At 73.3% G+C, this 17,894-nt stretch carries 14 protein-coding genes; all 14 read left to right on the plus strand.

The annotated features are described in order from the left end of the window. Window positions 1-133 precede the first annotated feature (133 nt). The 14 genes from Pta02_RS23330 to Pta02_RS23395 all read left to right on the plus strand — a co-directional run bounded on the left by Pta02_RS23330 (window position 134) and on the right by Pta02_RS23395 (window position 17,702). Window positions 134-691 carry a hypothetical protein gene (locus tag Pta02_RS23330; protein WP_203877040.1) on the plus strand — a complete coding sequence of 186 codons (558 nt, stop codon included), beginning with the start codon at window positions 134-136 and terminating at the stop codon, window positions 689-691. Between the two features lie 107 nt (window positions 692-798). After that, on the plus strand, window positions 799-2,910 hold the full coding sequence (locus Pta02_RS23335; RefSeq protein WP_203877041.1) for an amylo-alpha-1,6-glucosidase: 2,112 nt from the start codon (window positions 799-801) through the stop codon (window positions 2,908-2,910). Between the two features lie 57 nt (window positions 2,911-2,967). Beyond that, complete coding sequence (locus tag Pta02_RS23340) at window positions 2,968-4,074, plus strand: glycosyltransferase family 4 protein (RefSeq protein WP_203877042.1); 1,107 nt, start codon at window positions 2,968-2,970, stop codon at window positions 4,072-4,074. Window positions 4,075-4,126: 52 nt separating this feature from the next. Next, window positions 4,127-4,900 carry an enoyl-CoA hydratase/isomerase family protein gene (locus Pta02_RS23345; protein ID WP_203877043.1) on the plus strand — a complete coding sequence of 258 codons (774 nt, stop codon included), beginning with the start codon at window positions 4,127-4,129 and terminating at the stop codon, window positions 4,898-4,900. A 42-nt stretch (window positions 4,901-4,942) separates the two neighbouring features. Then, complete coding sequence (locus tag Pta02_RS23350; RefSeq protein ID WP_203877044.1) at window positions 4,943-5,377, plus strand: hypothetical protein; 435 nt, start codon at window positions 4,943-4,945, stop codon at window positions 5,375-5,377. Next, a complete protein-coding gene (locus Pta02_RS23355) occupies window positions 5,374-6,597 on the plus strand; it encodes a DUF6395 domain-containing protein (RefSeq protein WP_203877045.1) in 1,224 nt (407 codons plus the stop codon). Before Pta02_RS23350 ends, Pta02_RS23355 begins: the two co-directional genes overlap by 4 nt. A gap of 37 nt (window positions 6,598-6,634) precedes the next feature. Continuing rightward, entirely contained in the window at window positions 6,635-7,477 is an 843-nt protein-coding gene (locus tag Pta02_RS23360; protein WP_203877046.1) for a M55 family metallopeptidase, read from the plus strand. A gap of 2 nt (window positions 7,478-7,479) precedes the next feature. Then, a complete protein-coding gene (locus Pta02_RS23365; RefSeq protein ID WP_203877047.1) occupies window positions 7,480-9,051 on the plus strand; it encodes a flavin monoamine oxidase family protein in 1,572 nt (523 codons plus the stop codon). Between the two features lie 68 nt (window positions 9,052-9,119). Further along, complete coding sequence (locus Pta02_RS23370; RefSeq protein WP_203877048.1) at window positions 9,120-9,653, plus strand: YbaK/EbsC family protein; 534 nt, start codon at window positions 9,120-9,122, stop codon at window positions 9,651-9,653. 131 nt (window positions 9,654-9,784) lie between these two features. Then, window positions 9,785-12,115 (plus strand): serine/threonine-protein kinase, encoded by a 2,331-nt coding sequence (locus Pta02_RS23375; protein WP_203877049.1) that lies wholly within the window; start codon window positions 9,785-9,787, stop codon window positions 12,113-12,115. Next, complete coding sequence (locus tag Pta02_RS23380; RefSeq protein WP_203877050.1) at window positions 12,112-14,118, plus strand: serine/threonine-protein kinase; 2,007 nt, start codon at window positions 12,112-12,114, stop codon at window positions 14,116-14,118. The genes Pta02_RS23375 and Pta02_RS23380 overlap by 4 nt, the downstream gene beginning before the upstream one ends. A 228-nt stretch (window positions 14,119-14,346) precedes the next feature. After that, on the plus strand, window positions 14,347-15,636 hold the full coding sequence (locus Pta02_RS23385; protein WP_203877051.1) for a serine/threonine-protein kinase: 1,290 nt from the start codon (window positions 14,347-14,349) through the stop codon (window positions 15,634-15,636). Window positions 15,637-15,949: 313 nt separating this feature from the next. Next, a complete protein-coding gene (locus Pta02_RS23390) occupies window positions 15,950-16,729 on the plus strand; it encodes an electron transfer flavoprotein subunit beta/FixA family protein (protein WP_203877052.1) in 780 nt (259 codons plus the stop codon). 19 nt (window positions 16,730-16,748) lie between these two features. Then, window positions 16,749-17,702, plus strand: coding sequence for an electron transfer flavoprotein subunit alpha/FixB family protein (locus tag Pta02_RS23395; protein WP_203877053.1), 954 nt, complete (start codon window positions 16,749-16,751; stop codon window positions 17,700-17,702). The last annotated feature ends 192 nt before the right edge of the window (window positions 17,703-17,894 follow it).

Consider the following 17,894-nt stretch of genomic DNA (forward strand, 5'->3'; position numbering starts at 1 on the left):
CCTGTCAATGACTTTCTTCATATTTGTCGACGACCAGGAAAGAAATCTTCATCAGTGATCACGGGGACGGCCGGTGTAGGAAGATTCCCCGCTTGAGTGGTCAATCCGCCGCATTCGAGGGAGACTCCGACATGTGACGATTGAACGTGTTCAACCAACCCGGGTCGCCGGCAGGACGCTCCTGGCGGGCGTGCTGGGCGGCGCCGTGGCCGGGGCGGTCACCGTCGTGTTCAGCCTCGTAGCCCTGCTCGTCATCGAAGCCGTCGCCCCCGGGCCCGATCCGGCGGCCGGCACCGGCTACGTCCGCGACGCCGACCCGGGCGCGGACGACGGCGGTGCCGCGGGCGCCGTGATCACGGGCGTCGCCGGTCTCGTGCAGCTGGGGGCGCTGGGCGGAGTCATCGGGCTGGTGGTGGGATTCGTCGTGGCGCTGCCCGTCGCGCCAGCCATCGCGCTCGCGGCCCCGTGGCTGGCCCCACGGCCCGCATGGGCGCGGCTGGTGTGCGCCTGCGCGTTCGCGGCCGCCGTCGCCGCGTTCGAAGCGCTGGTCATCCTGGTGAGCGGCGGCGGGGAGTCCTCTCCCTTCGGCGACTCTCTGATCATGGGACCTCCGCTGGTGGTCGCGGCGATCGTCGGCTGCAGGTACGGCCCGGCCCTGGTCGCCGGGGCGGGGCCGGAGGAGCCGCGCTGACTCGGGGGGATCCGCTCTGACGAGGTGAAACACTCCGATTCTTCGTTGTTTCCCGGCATATGGGGGGAAAGGAGGGAGAGGCGGAACTCACATCTCGGGGGAGAGCAGTGAACGCATGGACGTTCGAGAGTCAGCCCGGCGCACTCGGTGACAACGCGGTCACCCTGGTGGAGGGGGGATCCTTCTGCGTGTGCGCCGGCGGCGGCGACATCGTGCCGGGCGGGGCCCAGGGGGTCTACCACGCCGACACCCGCCTGCTGTCGCGCTGGGAGCTGCGGGTGGACGACGCCCCCGTCGAACCGCTCAGGGTGGTCGCCGCGGAGCCGTACCACGCGACCTTCCTCGGCCGGAGCGCGCCGCGGCCCGACCAGGTGGAGAGCACCATGCTGGTGATCAGGGACCGGTACGTCGGCGGCGGCCTGCGTGAGGACCTGACCCTGCGCAACCTGTCCGACGAGGCCGCGGGCTGCGTGGTCACCCTGCACGTCGCCTCGGACATGGCGGACCTGTTCGAGGTGAAGGCCGGACGGGTGCACCACGTGTCGGCCGTGGAGGTGACGCCGGATCCGTCGGGACTGCGGGTCATGGCCTCCGGGCGCTCACGCGGGGCCCGGGTCGTGGCGGAACCCGCGCCGGCGGCCGTGCCGGGCCTGCTGACCTTCCGGGCGCTGGTGCCCGCGCGCGGCGAGTGGGTCGTCACCCTGCAGGTCAACCCGATCCTGGAGGGGGAGGAGTCGCCCGCGTGGTTCTCCACCCACCATCCGCTGGAACACGCCGAGCCGGCCCGGCGCCGGGCCGACTGGGAGCGGCTCAGCCCGGTCGTCACCACCTCCAACCGCGTCCTCGGCCAGGTCCTGCGCCAGTCGAGGGAGGATCTCGGCTCCCTGCGGCTCTTCGAGGAGGAAAATCCCGACGAGCCGCCGTCGATCGCCGCGGGCGCGCCGTGGTTCATGACGCTGTTCGGCCGCGACTCGCTGCTGACCTCGTGGATGGCGCTCCCGCTGGACCAGTCCCTGGCCCTGGGGACCCTGCGCCGCCTGGCCCGGCTGCAGGGCAGGACCGACGATCCGCTCACCGAGGAGGAGCCCGGCAAGATCCTGCACGAGATCCGCTACGGGGCGCACACCGGGGCCTCGCCGTTCGCCAGCCAGGCCTACTACGGCTCGGTGGACTCCACCCCGCTGTTCGTGATGCTGATGGGCGAGCTGCGCCGCTGGGGCCTGCACGGGAGCACGGTCGAGGAGCTCATGCCGCACGTCGACGCCGCCCTCGACTGGATCACCAGGTCCGCCGACCCCTTCCTGTCCTACCGCCGCAAGACCGACCAGGGCCTGATCAACCAGGGCTGGAAGGACTCCTTCGACGGGATCAACTTCGCCGACGGCACCCTGGCCCGCCCGCCCATCGCCCTGGCCGAGGTGCAGGGCTACGTCTACGCCGCCTACATCGCGCGCTCCCACTTCGCCCACGAGTTCGGCGACCTGGCCGGGGAGGAGCGCTGGGCCTCCCGCGCGGCGCGGATCCGCGAGGCGTTCAACGAGCGGTTCTGGCTGCCCGACCGCGGCTACTACGCCATGGCCCTGGACGGCGGGGGGCGCGCCGTCGACGGGCTGGGCTCCAACATGGGTCACTGCCTGTGGACGGGCATCGTGGACGAGGACAAGGCGGCCTCGGTGGCCGAGCATCTGATGTCCCCGGCGATGTTCACCGGGTACGGCGTGCGCACCCTGGCCTCCACCATGGGCGCCTACAACCCGATGAGCTACCACAACGGCTCGATCTGGCCGCACGACAACGCCCTGGTCGCGGCCGGTCTGATGCGCTACGGCTTCGCGGAGGGGGCCAGGCGGATCACGTTCGGCCTGCTGGACGCGGCCGAGGCCTTCGGCTGGCGGCTGCCGGAGCTGTTCTGCGGGTTCGACCGGTCGGAGTTCTCCGTGCCGGTGCCGTACCCCACCTCCTGCTCCCCGCAGGCGTGGGCGGCCGCGGCCCCCATCCAGCTGGTGCGGACCCTGCTCCGGCTGGACCCCTGGGCGCCGCACGACCAGGTGTGGCTGGACCCCGTGGGGCTGAAGAACCTGCGGATCTCGGGGCTGCAGATCGCCGGGTCCGCGGTCACGATCACCGTCGGCGACGAGGGCGTGTCCGTCGCGGGGCTCCCGGAGGGAGTGACGCTCTTCAACCAGCCGCGCAGTCCGGTGACCGCCGCTCTGCGGTAGGTCCCCGGCGTCCGACGACCGCCGCCGGCGCGGGCCGGCTCCACAGACGAGGCCGACATGCTTTCTGCGAACGACGAGGTGCCGCGACGGACCGGGGGGATGCGCATCCTCATGATCGCTCCCCCCTGGTACGAGATACCGCCCGGAGGCTACGGGGGGATCGAGGCGATGCTGGCCGCGCTGATCGGCGGGCTGTCCCGGCGCGGGCACGAGGTCGTCCTGGTCGGCGCGGGCAGGCCGGGCACGCCCGCGCGCTTCCTGCCCACCTACGACCTGGCGCCGTCCGAGCGGATCGGCCAGGCGATGCCCGAGCTGCTGCACGCGGCGAAGGCCCGCCGCATGACCGCGGAGCTGGAGGTCGACATCGTCCACGACCACTCCATGGCCGGACCGCTGACCGCGGCCGTCCGCTCCGCGCCGACCCTGGTCACCTGCCACGGCGAGGTGGAGGGCGAGCTCGCGGAGTATTACCGCGCGATCGGCGGGGACCTGTCGCTGGTGGCCATCTCCGGCGCCCAGCGGCGGGCCGTACGCGATCTGAACTGGGTGGGGACGGTCCACAACGCCGTCGAGACGGGGTCCTTCCCGTTCCGGGCGGACAAGGAGGACTGGGTCCTGTGGCTGGGCCGCTTCAGCCACACCAAGGGCGCGCACACGGCCATCGACGTGGCCCGGGCGGCCGGGCGGCCGATCCTGCTGGCGGGCAAGCTCGTCGAGCAGAACGAGAAGGACTACTTCGACGAGTACGTCAGGCCGCGCCTCGGACCGGGGGTGGAGTACGTCGGCCAGGCCGACGACACCCGCAAGCGGGAACTGCTGGCCGCCGCGAGCTGCCTGCTGTTCCCGATCACCTGGGACGAGCCCTTCGGGATGGTCATGATCGAGGCGATGGCCTGCGGGACCCCGGTGGTCGCGCTGGACCGCGGCGCCGTTCCCGAGGTGGTCGTGGACGGGCTCACCGGGTTCGTCCGGGCCGAGGAGGACGAGCTGCCCGCCGCCGTCGACGCCGTCGCCACGCTGGACCCGCACGTCTGCCGGTCCCACGTCTGGCGGAAGTTCGACGTCGAGGTCATGACCGGGGGCTACGAGCGGATCTACCACCGGGTGGCCGCCGGGCGGGACCTGAGGCTGCCCGCCGCGGCCGACGGCCTTATGTTGGGGTGAGGAGTTCCCGGGTTTCTCGGCGCCCTCGGGCGCCCGCGCTGGAAGGACGGCCATGGGTGAGTTCGTGCGAGTCGAGACCGCCGACGGAGTGGCGACGATCAGGCTCGACCGGCCGAAGATGAACGCGCTCAACGGCCGGGTCCAGCGGGAGATCGGCGAGTGCGCCCGGCAGGTGGACGCCGACCCGGCCGTGCACGCCGTGGTGGTCTACGGCGGCGAGCGGGTCTTCGCCGCGGGCGCCGACATCAAGGAGATGGCCGAGATGTCCTACGCGGAGATGTCGGCGCACTCCTCCACGCTCCAGGACTGCTTCACCGCCGTGGCGGAGATCGGCAAGCCGGTCATCGCGGCGATCACCGGATACGCCCTCGGCGGCGGGTGCGAGCTGGCCCTGTGCGCCGACATCCGGATCGCCGGGGAGTCGGCCAAGCTGGGCCAGCCGGAGATCCTGCTGGGGATCATCCCCGGGGCCGGCGGAACCCAGCGCCTGCCCCGGCTGGTCGGCCCCGCCAGGGCCAAGGACCTGATCTTCACCGGCCGGCACGTCGGCGCGGCCGAGGCGCTGCAGATCGGGCTGGTGGACCGGGTGGTGCCCGACGCCGACGTCTACAGCGAGGCCCTCGCCTACGCCGCGAGGTTCGTCGGCGGCCCGTCGCTGGCCCTGCGCGCCGCCAAGCGGGCGGTCGACCACGGCCTGGAGGCCGATCTGGACACCGGCCTGGAGATCGAGCGCCTGCAGTTCTCGGGGCTGTTCGCCACCGACGACGCCAAGACCGGCATGCGCGCCTTCGCGGAGAAGTCACAGGCGAAGTTCACCGGCCGCTGATCTGTCCTGGTAGATCATGGTTTACCGGTATCGTGCCAGATTATGGTGCGGTTACTGAAGCGTGCTCTGGTCCCGGCGCGCCTGCGACGGGCGGTCCGCGGCCGGCTCGACGCCCGGTACGTCTTGAGGCCCGACCACCGCCGGGACCTCGCCGAGGTCCTGGGGAAGGTGCGGGAGCTGAGCGGCGAGGTCGCCGCGCTCCGCGCCGAGGGCGAGCGGCTGCGGGCCGAGGTCGAGCGGCTGCGCGGCCGGACGTCCGGGGTCACGGTGAGCCGGGAGCAGACCCGGCGGTGGGACGACGCCCACCGCCTGGCCCTGGAGACCGCGACCGCGATGGACCGGACGCTGCAGAACGAGGTGCTGCTCTGGCAGGCCGTCGACCGGGCGCGCGCCGAGGCGGAGGGGACCCTGGAGGCCGGGGACGCGCCCGCGGCGACGGGTCCGGGCCGGGCGGGATTCTCCGGGGGGCCGGCGTGAGGGTCGCCTGGGAGTCCGACGGAGGCGTCTGGCACCTCGCCTTCCGGCTGGACGCCGAGGACTCCATCACCGGCCTGTGCTCCGACGGCCAGGCGCTGAAGCTGGCCACGAACTCCATGCGGGTGGAGCTTCCGCGCGCGCCGCGCGAGATGCACCCCGACCTGCTCGCCCTGGCCGCCTGGACCGTCGTCGCCCCCTGGACCCGGCGGCGGATCGTCTTCGACCGGCCGGTCTCGCCCGAGTTCGCCGACGCGATCGAGACGGGCTGGGGGATCCAGGCCGGGCCGGTCGGCGGCTCCCCGCGCTCGGGGAGCAGGCTGGCGATCTCCTACAGCGGCGGGGCCGACTCCGCCGCGGTGGCGGCGATCCTGCCCGACGCGCCGTTCGTGCACTTCCAGCGGGTCCCGCACCCGCGCGTGCCCAACCGCTGGACGCACTACCGCGCCGACGTGCTGGCCGGGCTGGCGGAGCAGACCGGCAGGGAGCTCACCGTCGTCCGCTCCGACCTGGAGTTCACCCTCGCCGAGCCCCGCCCCGGCTATCCCGAGCACCACGCGGTCGCGGCGGGGGCGCTGCTGATGGCCGGCGAGCTCGACCTGGGCGCCCTGGCCTTCGGCTACGAGCTGGGCTCGCGCTGGCTGGGCGGCGGGCGCTACCTGCACCGCCACACCCCCGACAACCTGATGTGGTCCCAGCACGGCGCCTGGGGACAGGCCTTCGCCGCGGCCGGTCTGCACATCGTGCTCCCGGTCGGCGGGGTCAGCGAGGCGGTCACCATGCGCCTGGCGCTCGGCTCCCCCGTGCGCGAGCAGGTCCGCTGGTGCCTGCGCGGGACCGACGGCCCCTGCGGGACGTGCGGCAAGTGCCTGTACAAGGAGCTCATCCACGCCGCCGTCGAACGCCGCCCGCTGCGCACCTCGATCACCCTGGACCGCGGGGTCGCCCGCAAGTGGCAGCAGCCTCCGCCGTACGGCGGGCAGGAGATGATCGAGTACGGCTGCGCGCGGGTGCCGGGCATCGAGGAGACCGTCTTCGCCAAGGCGGCCGCGTTCCTGGGGGCCACCGAGGCCTCGACCGCCTGGCTGGAGCGGTGCTACCCGCCGGCGGTGGAGGAGGTCCCCGAGCCGTGGCGCAAGCCGATCCACGACTTCATGGCCACCGAGATCGGTTTCATGAGCGAGGATGAGGCACGCCGCGTCGAGACCTGGGGGACGACATGAGAACGATCCCGAGGGCGGGGATCACAGGGGTGGCGTCGTGAAGGTGTACGTGTCGGTGGACATGGAGGGCGTCACCGGGCTGACCGACCCGGAGGAGATGCACGCCGGGGGCCGGGGCTACGAACGCGGCTGCGAGCTGATGACCGCCGACGCCAACGCGGTCGTCCAGGGCGCCTTCGAGGCCGGGGCCGAGGCCGTGCGGGTCAACGACGCCCACGGCTCGACCAAGAACCTCAGGATCGACCTGCTCGACGAGAGGGCCACCCTGGTGCGGGGGCCCGGCAAGCCGCTGCGGATGGGACAGGGGCTCGACGAGACCTACGCCGCCGCCTGCTTCGCCGGCTACCACGCGCGGGCCGGGGTCCGGCACGGCGTGCTCAACCACACCTGGATGGGCAAGGAGATCCAGAACGTCTATCTCAACGGCGAGATCTGCGGGGAGACCCGCCTGGTCGCGGCGTTCGCCGGGACGCTCGGCGTGCCGGTCGCCCTGGTGACCGGTGACGAGGCCGTCTGCGAGGAGGCCCGCGAGCTGCTCGGCGACGTCGAGACCGTCGCGGTCAAGAACGGCGTCGACAAGTTCTCCGCCGAGCTGCTGCCGCCGTCGGTCGCCCACGCCCGCATCCGCGAGGCCACCGCCCGCGCGCTGGGCCGCCTGGCCGACTTCCGCCCGTACACGCCGCGCGCGCCGTACACGCTGGGCGTCGAGTGGAACTCCACCGCGATCGCCGCCGGATGCGCGATCATCCCGGGCGTGCGCTCCGCCGGTCCGCGCCACACGGAGTTCACCACCGACGACTTCGGCCAGATCATGTCCCTGTTCGGCATCTTCGCCATGATCGGCGGGCAGGTCGCCTGCGGCAGCGGCGTCTACGGCTGACGATGAGCAGCTCATCTCCCGGCACGATGACGCGGCGAGCGCTGCTCGTCGGCGTCGGCGCGGCCGGAGGCGCCGGGGCGATGTACGCGGCCATGGGCGCGCTGGGACTGGCCCCCGACTCCCAGGAGAAGGCCTTCACCCCGCCGCAGCGGTCGGACTTCGCCCTGCGCGGCCGGGGCGCGGCCAAGGTCGTGGTCCTCGGCGCCGGGATCGCCGGTCTGACCTGCGCCTACGAGCTGGGCAAGGCCGGATACGACTGCACCGTCCTGGAGGCGTCCGACCGGGTCGGCGGCAGGAACCTCACCCTGCGCGGCGGGGACGCGCTGCGGGACCTGGACGGGCGGGCTCAGACGGCGGGCTTCGAGGAGGGCACCTACTTCAACGCCGGGGCCGGGCGGATCGCGCCGTGGATGGTCACCATGGACTACTGCCGCGAGCTGGGCGTGCCGGTCGAGGTCTTCGTCAACAACAACGCCGCGGCCTACGTCTACACGCGCGGCATGCCCGCCCCGGTCCGCGCCCGCACCGCCCGCGCCGACCTGTACGGCTACGTCTCCGAGCTGCTGGCCAAGGCCACCCACGCCGGCGCGCTGGACCGGCGGCTGAGCGCCGAGGACCGCGAGCGGCTGCTGGAGTTCCTGCGCCGCTTCGGCGACATCGGCCCCGACCTGGCCTACCGGGGCTCCGAGCGCCGCGGCTACCGGGTCCCGCCCGGGACCTCCGAGGGACTCGCGCTGGCCGGGCCGTCCTCGCTGGCGGAGGTGCTCGCCGCCGGGACGGGGCGCGCCGTCACCATGGACTTCGGGTTCGACCAGGCCATGCCCATGTTCCAGCCGGTCGGCGGGATGGACGCGATCGTGACCGCCCTGGTCCGCGCGGTCGGCGAGGAGCGGATCAAGACCGGCACGCCGGTGACCGGGCTGCGGAACCTGGCCGACGGGGTGGAGGTGACGCACAGGGGAGGCGTCGTGCGCGCCGACTACTGCGTCGCCGCCCTCCCGCCGCACCTGATGGCCCGCCTGCCGCACAACCTGGGCGCCGAGGTCACCGCGGCCCTGCGCACCCCCGCCCCGGTCGCCGCGGGGAAGATCGGCCTGGAGTACGGCCGGCGCTGGTGGGAGCTGGAGGACCGCATCTACGGCGGCGTCACCGAGACCGACCTGGACATCACCCACATCTGGTACCCGTCCCACGGTTACCACGCCGGGAGCGGCCTGATCGTCGGCTACTACAACACCGAGGAGAACGCCGAGCTCTACGGGAGCATGTCCCCCCGCGACCGCCTGCGCCGCGCGCTCACCCAGGGCAAGAAGATCCACGGTGAGAAGTACCGGACGGGGCTGCGCTCCAGCCTGTCCATCGCCTGGCACCGGCATCCGCACGTCGAGGGCGGCTGGGTCCGCTGGGAGTCCCACGACGGCGGCTTCGCCCTGCTGCAGCGCCCGGCCGGCCGGGTCTACTTCGCCGGTGACTGGCTCACCCATCTGGTGGCCTGGCAGGCCGGGGCGATGGAGTCGGCCAGGAAGGCCGTCACCGACCTCCACCGGCGCGTCCTGTCGGGGCCCTCGTCGTAGGCGGGCCCGTCTCCTGTCGGTGCCTCGTCGTAGGGTTTGTCCGGAACGGACCAGCCGAGGAGGCGGAGATGTCGATCGGGACGCTGGAGTGGGCCGAGGCCGGGCAGCGGCCCGACCTGCTGGCGGAGCCGGTGGCGCGGGCGGTCAAGGGGCTCGCCGGCGGGGGCGCCGGGATCCGGGTGGCGGAGATCGACCCGGCGCTGGCGGACACCGCCGCCTTCTGCGAGCGCTACGGCGTGCGCATGGACGAGTCGGCCAACTGCGTGATCGTGGCGGCCAGGCGCGGCGGGGAGGTCCGCTACGCGGCGTGCATGGTGCTGGCCACGACGCGGGCCGACGTCAACGGCGTGGTCCGGCGGCACCTGGAGGCCAGGAAGGCCTCGTTCGCCCCGCAGGAGGAGGCGGTCCGCCTGACCGGGATGGAGTACGGCGGGATCACCCCGCTGGGACTGCCCGAGGGGTGGCCGGTCCTGGTCGACGAGGCGGTGGCGGCCCATCCGGGTGTCGTGATCGGCAGTGGCGTTCGTCACTCGAAGCTGGCGCTCCCGGGTGCGACGCTGGCCGATCTGGAGATCGCGCAGGTACTGCGCCTGGCAAACTGACGCCGAAATGAGATTGCGTGTCACCCCGGGTTGGGAAACCGTTGAGGCATAGCAGACGTTATTCAGACGGGGAATGTGACCTGATGGTTCATCTCGTAAGCGGGGTTTAAGCCGGTATGGTGCTTCATGCCATGAATCAGGACGACCGACTGGGCCCATACCGACTGCTGCGGCGGCTCGGTGAGGGCGGCATGGGCGTGGTCCATCTCGCCGTCGACCCACAGGGGCGACAGGTCGCGGTGAAGGTGCTGCGCGGTGAGGTGGCGGGCGACGACGTCGCCCGGCGCAGGCTCTCGCGCGAGGTCGAGACCATGCGCCGGGTGCGCAGCGAATACATCGCCGAGGTCCTCGACGCCGACGTGACCGGCCACCGGCCCTACATCGTCACCCGGTACGTCCCCGGCCAGCCGCTGGACGAGGTCGTCAAGCAGGACGGTCCGCTGGACCTGCCCGCTCTGCTCAAGGTCGCCCACGGGGTCGCCTCGGCGCTGGCCTCCGTGCACTCGGTCGGGGTGATCCACCGCGACCTCAAGCCCGGCAACGTGCTCATCCTGGACGGCCAGCCCGTCCTCATCGACTTCGGCATCGCGCAGGCCGTGGACGCCACCCGGCTGACGCAGACCGGCATGTTCATCGGGACGCCCGGCTATCTCGCCCCGGAGATCATCGAGGGGCACGAGGCGGGACCCGAGGTGGACGTGCACGCCTGGGCGGGCACCCTGGTCTTCGCGGCCACCGGCGAGCCGCCCTTCGGCAAGGGCACGCTGGAGATGATCTTCTACAACATCACCGCGGGCAAGGCCAACGTGTCCGGGGCGCCCCAGGAGCTCCAGCCGATCCTGCGCGCCGCCCTCCAGCGCGACCCCGCCAAACGGCCCTCGGCCGCCGAGCTGGCCGTCCAGGTGGCCCGGCTGATGCCGCCGCCCGGCCTGGGGAACCGGCCCCGCGTGCCCGACGAGATCACCACGGTCCCGCGCTTCGACGACTCGCGCCGGGGCGGGACCGGCACCCACGGGGAGACGCCCGGCCGCGGCGGGACGGCCGGTCACCAGAGCCAGGCCTCCCCCGGCACCGCCGCGCCCACGGGGCCGGGCGCCCCCGGCGTGGCCGCCGCCGCGGCGGCCGGGACCGCGGGTCCCGTCACGGGCTCGCTGCTGCCCCCCGACCCGGGAGAGGTGCAGACGCCGGTCGCCTCGCGCCCGGGCACCGCCGCGCCCACGCCCTGGCCGCCGGCCGCCGCGGAACAGCCGCGCGAATACGTCTCGCTGCTCGACGAGCAGTCGGCCGACCCCTGGCCGACCCGCCGGGTGACGCCGGAGGAGCTGCGCCAGGCCGCCGCGGCCCAGCAGGCCTCCTACGACCTGCCCACCGGGATGCTGGAGCCGGAGGACGTCCCCACCGGCCGGGTGCCGGGCCGTGAGACGTCCGCCAGGACCGGGCAGTCCGGGCAACCCGGCCAGTCCGCGCAGGCCCCCCAGCCGGGCCGTCAGGGGTCCGAGACGGCCGGCCGGCAGCCCGCCACCGCCCCGGTGGGGGACGGCGACATCCCCACCCAGCGGGTGCGCCCCCACGAGCTGCCGGAATACCTGCGCAACCACGGCGGGTCCCAGCAGGCGCCCGCCCAGCCGCACGCGCCCTCCCATGGGCAGGGACACCCGCAGCAGCACGGGCACCAGCCCGTCACGCCGCCGCCCTATCCGCAGCACCCGCCCTACGAGCAGGCGCAGCGCCCGCACCAGCCGGTCACGCCGCCGCCCTACCCGTACGCGCACCCGCAGGCCCCGGCCCACCAGCAGGGACCGGCCCACCACGTGTCCTCCGGCCAGTTCCACCCGGGCCAGCGGCCCGGTCACGCGCTGAAGCGTTCCAGGGCCTACGACGTGGCGAGCATCATGCTGCTGGTCATCATGACGGTCGCGGCCGTCGTCGCCCCGGTGATCGTCACCGCCGTGGCGATCCCGGTCGCGATCCTGCTGCGCGCCGCCGACATCGCCCAGCCGCGGCTCAACGGCCGCCGGCCGGTGGGCGCCGCGGCCGCCGACGTGTTCCGGGTCTTCGGCCAGCCGGGCGCGCTGCTGAAGTCGGTCGGCATCACCGTCGCGCTGGTGCCGTACGCGCTCATCCTGGGTCTGCCGGTGACGCTGCTGCTCGCGGTGCTGGTCACCGGCATGCCCATCGAGAACGCGCTCGCCTGGGGGGCGGCTGTTGCGCTGTGGACGATCTGCGCCGGACCCGGCGTGGAGGGCCCAGGGCGGCAGATGCGACGTACGCTGGCATCACTGCTGCCTTCCAGGAACGCGGCCATGGCGACCGCCGCGGCGCTGGGCGTGGTGGCCGCGCTGATGGTCGTCCCGGCCGTCGGCACCGTGGGCGAGGACGCGCGGGAGGCCATATGGGCGCCTGTCGACGTGGAGAGGGTGGTGACCGAGCTGAAGGAACTACGAAAGCAGGCCACGCGATGACGACGGGGGACACGCGAGCGCCCGAGAGGCTGGGGCCGTACCGGCTGCTCAGAAAGATCGGCGAGGGCGGCATGGGAGCCGTCCACCTGGGACTCGACGAGGACGGCCGCGAGGTGGCGGTCAAGGTCCTGCACCCGCATGTCGCAGCCGACCTCAAGGCCCGCGACCGGCTCACCCGCGAGGTGGAGACCATGCGGCGGGTGCGCAGCCCGCACGTCGCCGAGGTGCTGGACGCCCAGCTGACCGGCGCGCAGCCGTACATCGTGACCCGTTTCGCCCCCGGCCGCACGCTGGAGGAGACCGTCATGGCGGACGGTCCCCTGCCCGCCGACCAGATCATCAGGCTGGCCCGGGGCATGTGCGCCGCGCTGGTGGCCATCCACGCCGCCGACGTGATCCACCGCGACCTCAAGCCGGCCAACGTGATGCTCGTCGACGGCGACCCCCTGGTCATCGACTTCGGCATCGCGCACCTGGTGAACGCCACGCGCCTGACCCAGACCGGCATGTTCGTCGGCACGCCCGGCTATCTCGCCCCCGAGATCATCCGGGACTCCGAGATCACCCAGGCGGCCGACGTGCACGCGCTGGCCTCCACCGTCTTCTTCGGCGCGACCGGCAGGCCCCCGTTCGGCACGGGGAGCTTCGAGGTCGTCTGCTTCAACATCATGGAGGGCCGGGCCAACATCGACCAGGCCCCCGTCTGGCTGCGCGGCTGGCTCCGGCGGGCGCTGAACGTCGACCCCGCGGTCCGGCCCGGCGCGCAGGAACTGCTGCGCATGGCGCGCGACCTCGACCCCTCGGTCACGGCCCTGCACGAGCAGGCCCCGGAGACCGCCGTGCTGGACCCCGGCACCAAGGTCCTCGACGGCGGCTTCCCGCCGCCCCCGCCCGGCGGCACGCGGGTGCTGAACGACCAGGCCCCGCCCCCCGGCACCCGGATCCTGGGCGACCAGGCGAACGGGCAGGTCCCGCCGAACGGGCAGGCTCCCCCCGGCGGGCAGGCGAACGGCGCGCGTCCGCTGCCCCGCCACGACGACTACGCCGACCTCCTCCCGCCGGTCGAGTACGGCAGGCCGGAGCGGCGCGAGCGCAGGTCCCGCGAGCCGCAGGGCCCGCCGCCCCACACCCCGGCCACCCCGCCGCCGTACGTCCCGGCCCCGCCCGGCGCCCGGCAGGCCGGGTTCGCGCCGCCGCCCTACCCCGACCAGCGCGTCGCGGGCCCGGCGCCGCAGCCGACCGGCCCGGCCCGGCCGTACGCGCCGCCGCCCGCCGCGCCCCGGCCCTACACCCCGCCGCCGGCCCCCCGGCAGGAGCGCCCGCCGTACCGCACCGGTCACCCGCTGGCCGCCGCGCTGCTGCTGACGATCGTGGTCGCGCTGGCCTGCGTCCTGCCCGTCGTGGTGAGCGTGTCCGCGCTGGTGGCGGTGCTCTGCCTGCGCGTGGGCGAATACCTCTTCGGCGATCTGGCCCAGCGCCGGTCGGTGCGGGGCAACAGCGCCTCCGACCCGCTGATCGCGCTGGTCGGCACACCGTGGGCGCTGATCAAGGCCGGGGTCGCGACGCTGATCACCGGCCCGCTGGCCGCCATGTTCGGCATGTGCGTGTGGGGCGCCCTGGTCTACATCGGCAACATGGGCACCGACCGGGCCGCCGCCTACGCGGCGGGTGCCTTCGTGGCCGGGCTGTTCGTGCTGCCCGGCGGCGGCAAGCCGCGCAAGGCCGTCTCCCGCGTGCTGACCGGGGCCATCCGCAGCCCCGGCGCCGCCATGGTCACCACGATCCTGCTGGGCACGATCGCCTTCTTCTCGGTGATGGCCGCCCTGAGCATGTTCCCGTCCTTCGCGCCCTGGGAGCCGCCCTCCGAGGTGGTGGACCGGCTGACCACGCAGTGGCGGGAACAGGCCAACGAGAGCGCGATGGGTGTGACGGACCTCATCGGCGGCCTGGTGGACGACCTGCTCAACCAGCTCGGTCTCGGGTTCCTGACCTTCTGGAAGTGACCTCCCTCCGGCGCCGGCCGGAGGGGTGGCGGCGCCGGGCTCATCACGACATGTCCGGCGATTCTCCGCGATTCACATCAAGCTCGGCTCAAGTTCCGGCATGGGATGGGAAGAGCGGAAGCGACCGGTGTGTGTTCCGTGTCCGGGGATGGGTGCCTTCCCGCAATCTCTCCGTGCGAGGGGGCCCCGTCTGGGGCACGATGAAGGGGACAGGCCGGAGGGAGTCGCATGGGAGCGCCGGACGGTGATTGTCTTGGCCCGTACCGCCTGCTCTCGCCGCTGGGGGCGGGAGGCTTCGGTGAGGTCCACCTCGCACTGGACACCGAGGGACGCACGATAGCCGTCAAGATCCTGCACCCGCACGTCGCCGCCGACGAGGCGGCCCTGACCCGTCTGGCCCGCGAGGTGGAGGCCATGCGGCGGGTCCAGGATCCGCACGTCGCCGAGATCCTCGACGCCTCGCTGAGCGGCGGGCGTCCCTACCTGGCCACCCGCTACGTGCAGGGCCGCCCGCTGGACGCGGTGGTCGCCGGCGAGGGGCCCGTCAAGGGCGACGACCTCGTACGGCTGGGGCGCGGCCTGGCCGAGGCCCTGGCCGCGGTCCACGCCGCCGGAGTGACGCACCGCGACCTGAAGCCCGGCAACGTCATCATGACCGACGACGGGCCGGTCGTGATCGACTTCGGCATCGCGTGCCTGCACGACTCGGCCACGGTGACCACGTCGGGCGTGGTGCTGGGCACGCCGGGCTATCTGGCCCCGGAGATCCTCGAAGGAGGGGAGAGCGGCCCGGAGGCCGACATCTTCTCCTTCGCGGCCACGCTGGCCTACGCCGCCACCGGCCGGCACCCGTACGGCACCGGCCCCGCCTCCGCGGTCGGCTACCGGGTCGTCCACCACGAGCCCGACCTGGAGGGCGTCCCGCTGTGGGTGGAGCCGCTGCTGCGCGAGTGCCTGTCGCGCGACCCGGCCGCCCGCCCGCCGGCCGGCATGCTGCTGGCCCGGCTCGGTGCCGCGAACCCGGTGAACCCGGTCGTGCGGACTCCGGCGCCGCAGCCGCGCCCGGCCTACGCGGGCGGCGGGGACGCCGCCGGGGGGACCGCCCGCCGGGCCGCCGGGGGCCTGCACGGCGTCACCACCAGGGAGTGGCGCCCGGGGCGCCACGCGCGCGGCTCCTCCTCGCCGGAGCGGGCGCGCGAGCGCCGCCGCGCGGTGATCCACCGGCGCTGGGTGGTCGGCACCGGCCTGCTCGTGTCGCTGGCGGCCGCGGCGGCCAAGAGCCCGCTGCCGGAGGTGTCGCTGCTGCTGCTGTCGGTGTACGGCGCCGTCATGGTCATCGACGGGGGCGTGGCCCTGTTCGCCCGTCAGGACCGTCCCCGGCTGGTCGTGGACCTGGCCGCCATCGGCGGCTCCGTGGCGCTGTGGGCCGCCCTGGCGGCGTTCTTCAGCCCGCTCACCCTCGGGCTGGCGCTGGCGACCGTCGTCATCGTTATGATCGTCATCCTCCTGGGCAGCTGAGGGGGGCCGGCGCCGGAAAGCGGGACACCGCCCGCAGGCTCCGGAACATAGTTCGGTATGGTGGGGTGGGGCCTGCCGGGTCGGCGGTCGGCGTACACGCCGGACCGGCGGTTTGCGCCTAAGCTACCGATGGGTAACATGAACGCGGGGGACCAGGACGGGCACGATCCGGCCGGGCCACCCGCTGTCACAGCCCTCGGGCACCTGGCAGTCTTGGCATCACGCGCACGTGCCCCGCGTGCGCGTACCGAGCATCCGGCGTCAGCCGCTTCCCGCGGTGGCGCACGCGAACACGGGAGGTCGGCCACCGGCCATGAACATCGTCGTCTGCGTGAAGCAGGTCCCCGACACGGCGACCGAGCGCAAGCTGAGGTCCGATGACAAGACGCTCGACCGCGACGCCGCCGACGGCGTCGTCAACGAGCTCGACGAGTACGCGGTCGAAGAGGCGCTGCGGCTCAAGGAAGCCCACGGCGGTGAGGTGACCGTCCTCACCATGGGTCCCGACAAGGCCAGCGACACCATCCGCAAGGCCCTGGCCATGGGTGCCGACAAGGCCGTCCACCTGGTGGACGACGCCCTGCACGGCTCCGACGCCCTGGGCACCTCCTACGCCCTGGCGCAGACCCTGAGGAAGATCGGGTTCGACCTGGTCGTGCTCGGTTCGGAGTCCACCGACGCCCGCACCGGCGTCCTCGCCGCGATGCTGGCCGAGCGCCTGAACGTGCCGCAGCTCACCTTCGCCAACAAGGTGGAGGTCAACGGCTCGGCCATCGCGATCCAGCGTGTCACCGACTACGGCTACGACAAGGTCGAGGCCTCGCTGCCCGCCGTCGTCTCCGTGGTCGAGAAGATCAACGAGCCGCGCTACCCCTCCTTCAAGGGCATCATGGCGGCCAAGAAGAAGCCGGTCGAGAAGCTGGGCGTCGCCGACGCCGAGATCGACACCTCGCAGGTGGGCCTGGCCAGCTCGTGGAGCGAGGTGGCCGACTTCTCCGCCGCCCCGCCGCGCGCGGCCGGCACGATCGTCAAGGACGAGGGCGACGGTGGCGTGAAGGCCGCCGACTTCCTCGCGTCGAAGAAGTTCGTCTGAGGACGGGGGGTTAACTGAGATGTCCGAGGTTCTCGTTCTCGTCGAGCACGTCGAAGGCCAGATCAAGAAGGTCACCCTGGAGCTGCTGACGCTCGCCCGCAAGCTGGGCACGCCGTCGGCGGTGTGGGCCGGCCCGGGATACTCCGCCGAGGCCAAGGCCCGGCTGGCCGAGTACGGCGCCGAGAAGATCTACGTCGCCGACTCCGCCGACATCGCCGACTACGTGGTCGCGCCCAAGGCCGAGCTGCTCGCCCAGCTCGTCTCCTCCGCGTCCCCGGCCGCGGTGCTCGTCGCCGCGACGGCCGAGGCGAAGGAGATCGCCGGCCGGCTGGCCATCAAGATCGACTCCGGTGTGCTGACCGACGCCGTCGGCATCGGGGAGGGCCTGGTCGCCGACCAGTCCATCTTCGGCGGCGGCGTCAACGTCCAGTCCCGTGTGACCAAGGGCACCCCGATCTTCGCGGTCCGCCCGAACGCCACCCCGGTCGAGGCCGCCGCCGGCGCCGGCGCCGAGGAGCAGGTCACCGTGGCCGTCTCCGACGCCGCCAAGACCGCCAAGGTCGTCGACCGGGTCAAGGAGGAGAAGGGCGCCCGTCCCGAGCTCACCGAGGCCGCGATCGTGGTCTCCGGCGGCCGTGGCGTGGGCTCGGCCGAGAACTTCTCGATCATCGAGAAGCTGGCCGACTCGCTCGGCGCGGCCGTCGGCGCCTCCCGCGCCGCCACCGACGCCGGCTGGTACCCGCACCAGTTCCAGGTCGGCCAGACGGGCAAGACCGTCTCGCCGCAGCTGTACATCGCGGCCGGCATCTCCGGCGCCATCCAGCACCGGGCCGGCATGCAGACGGCCAAGACGATCGTCGCCATCAACAAGGACCCCGAGGCGCCGATCTTCGAGCTCGCCGACTACGGCGTCGTGGGCGACCTCAACCAGGTCGTCCCGCAGCTGACCGACGAGGTCGTCAAGCGCAAGTAGTCCCGTCCCCGGGTACGGCGGGCCCACCGGGTACGGCCGGCCCGCCGGGTGCGAACGACAGGACGGCGCCGCACGGATCCGTGCGGCGCCGTTCCGCGTTCTCACGTGTCTCCCGCGCCGTCCTCGCGTGTCTCCCGGGCCGTTCTCACCCGGACGTCCGGGCGGGGTGCGCCCGGGCGCCGGCACGCGTCT

The sequence above is a fragment of the Paraplanobispora takensis genome (assembly GCF_016863195.1).
Classification (GTDB): domain Bacteria; phylum Actinomycetota; class Actinomycetes; order Streptosporangiales; family Streptosporangiaceae; genus Planobispora; species Planobispora takensis.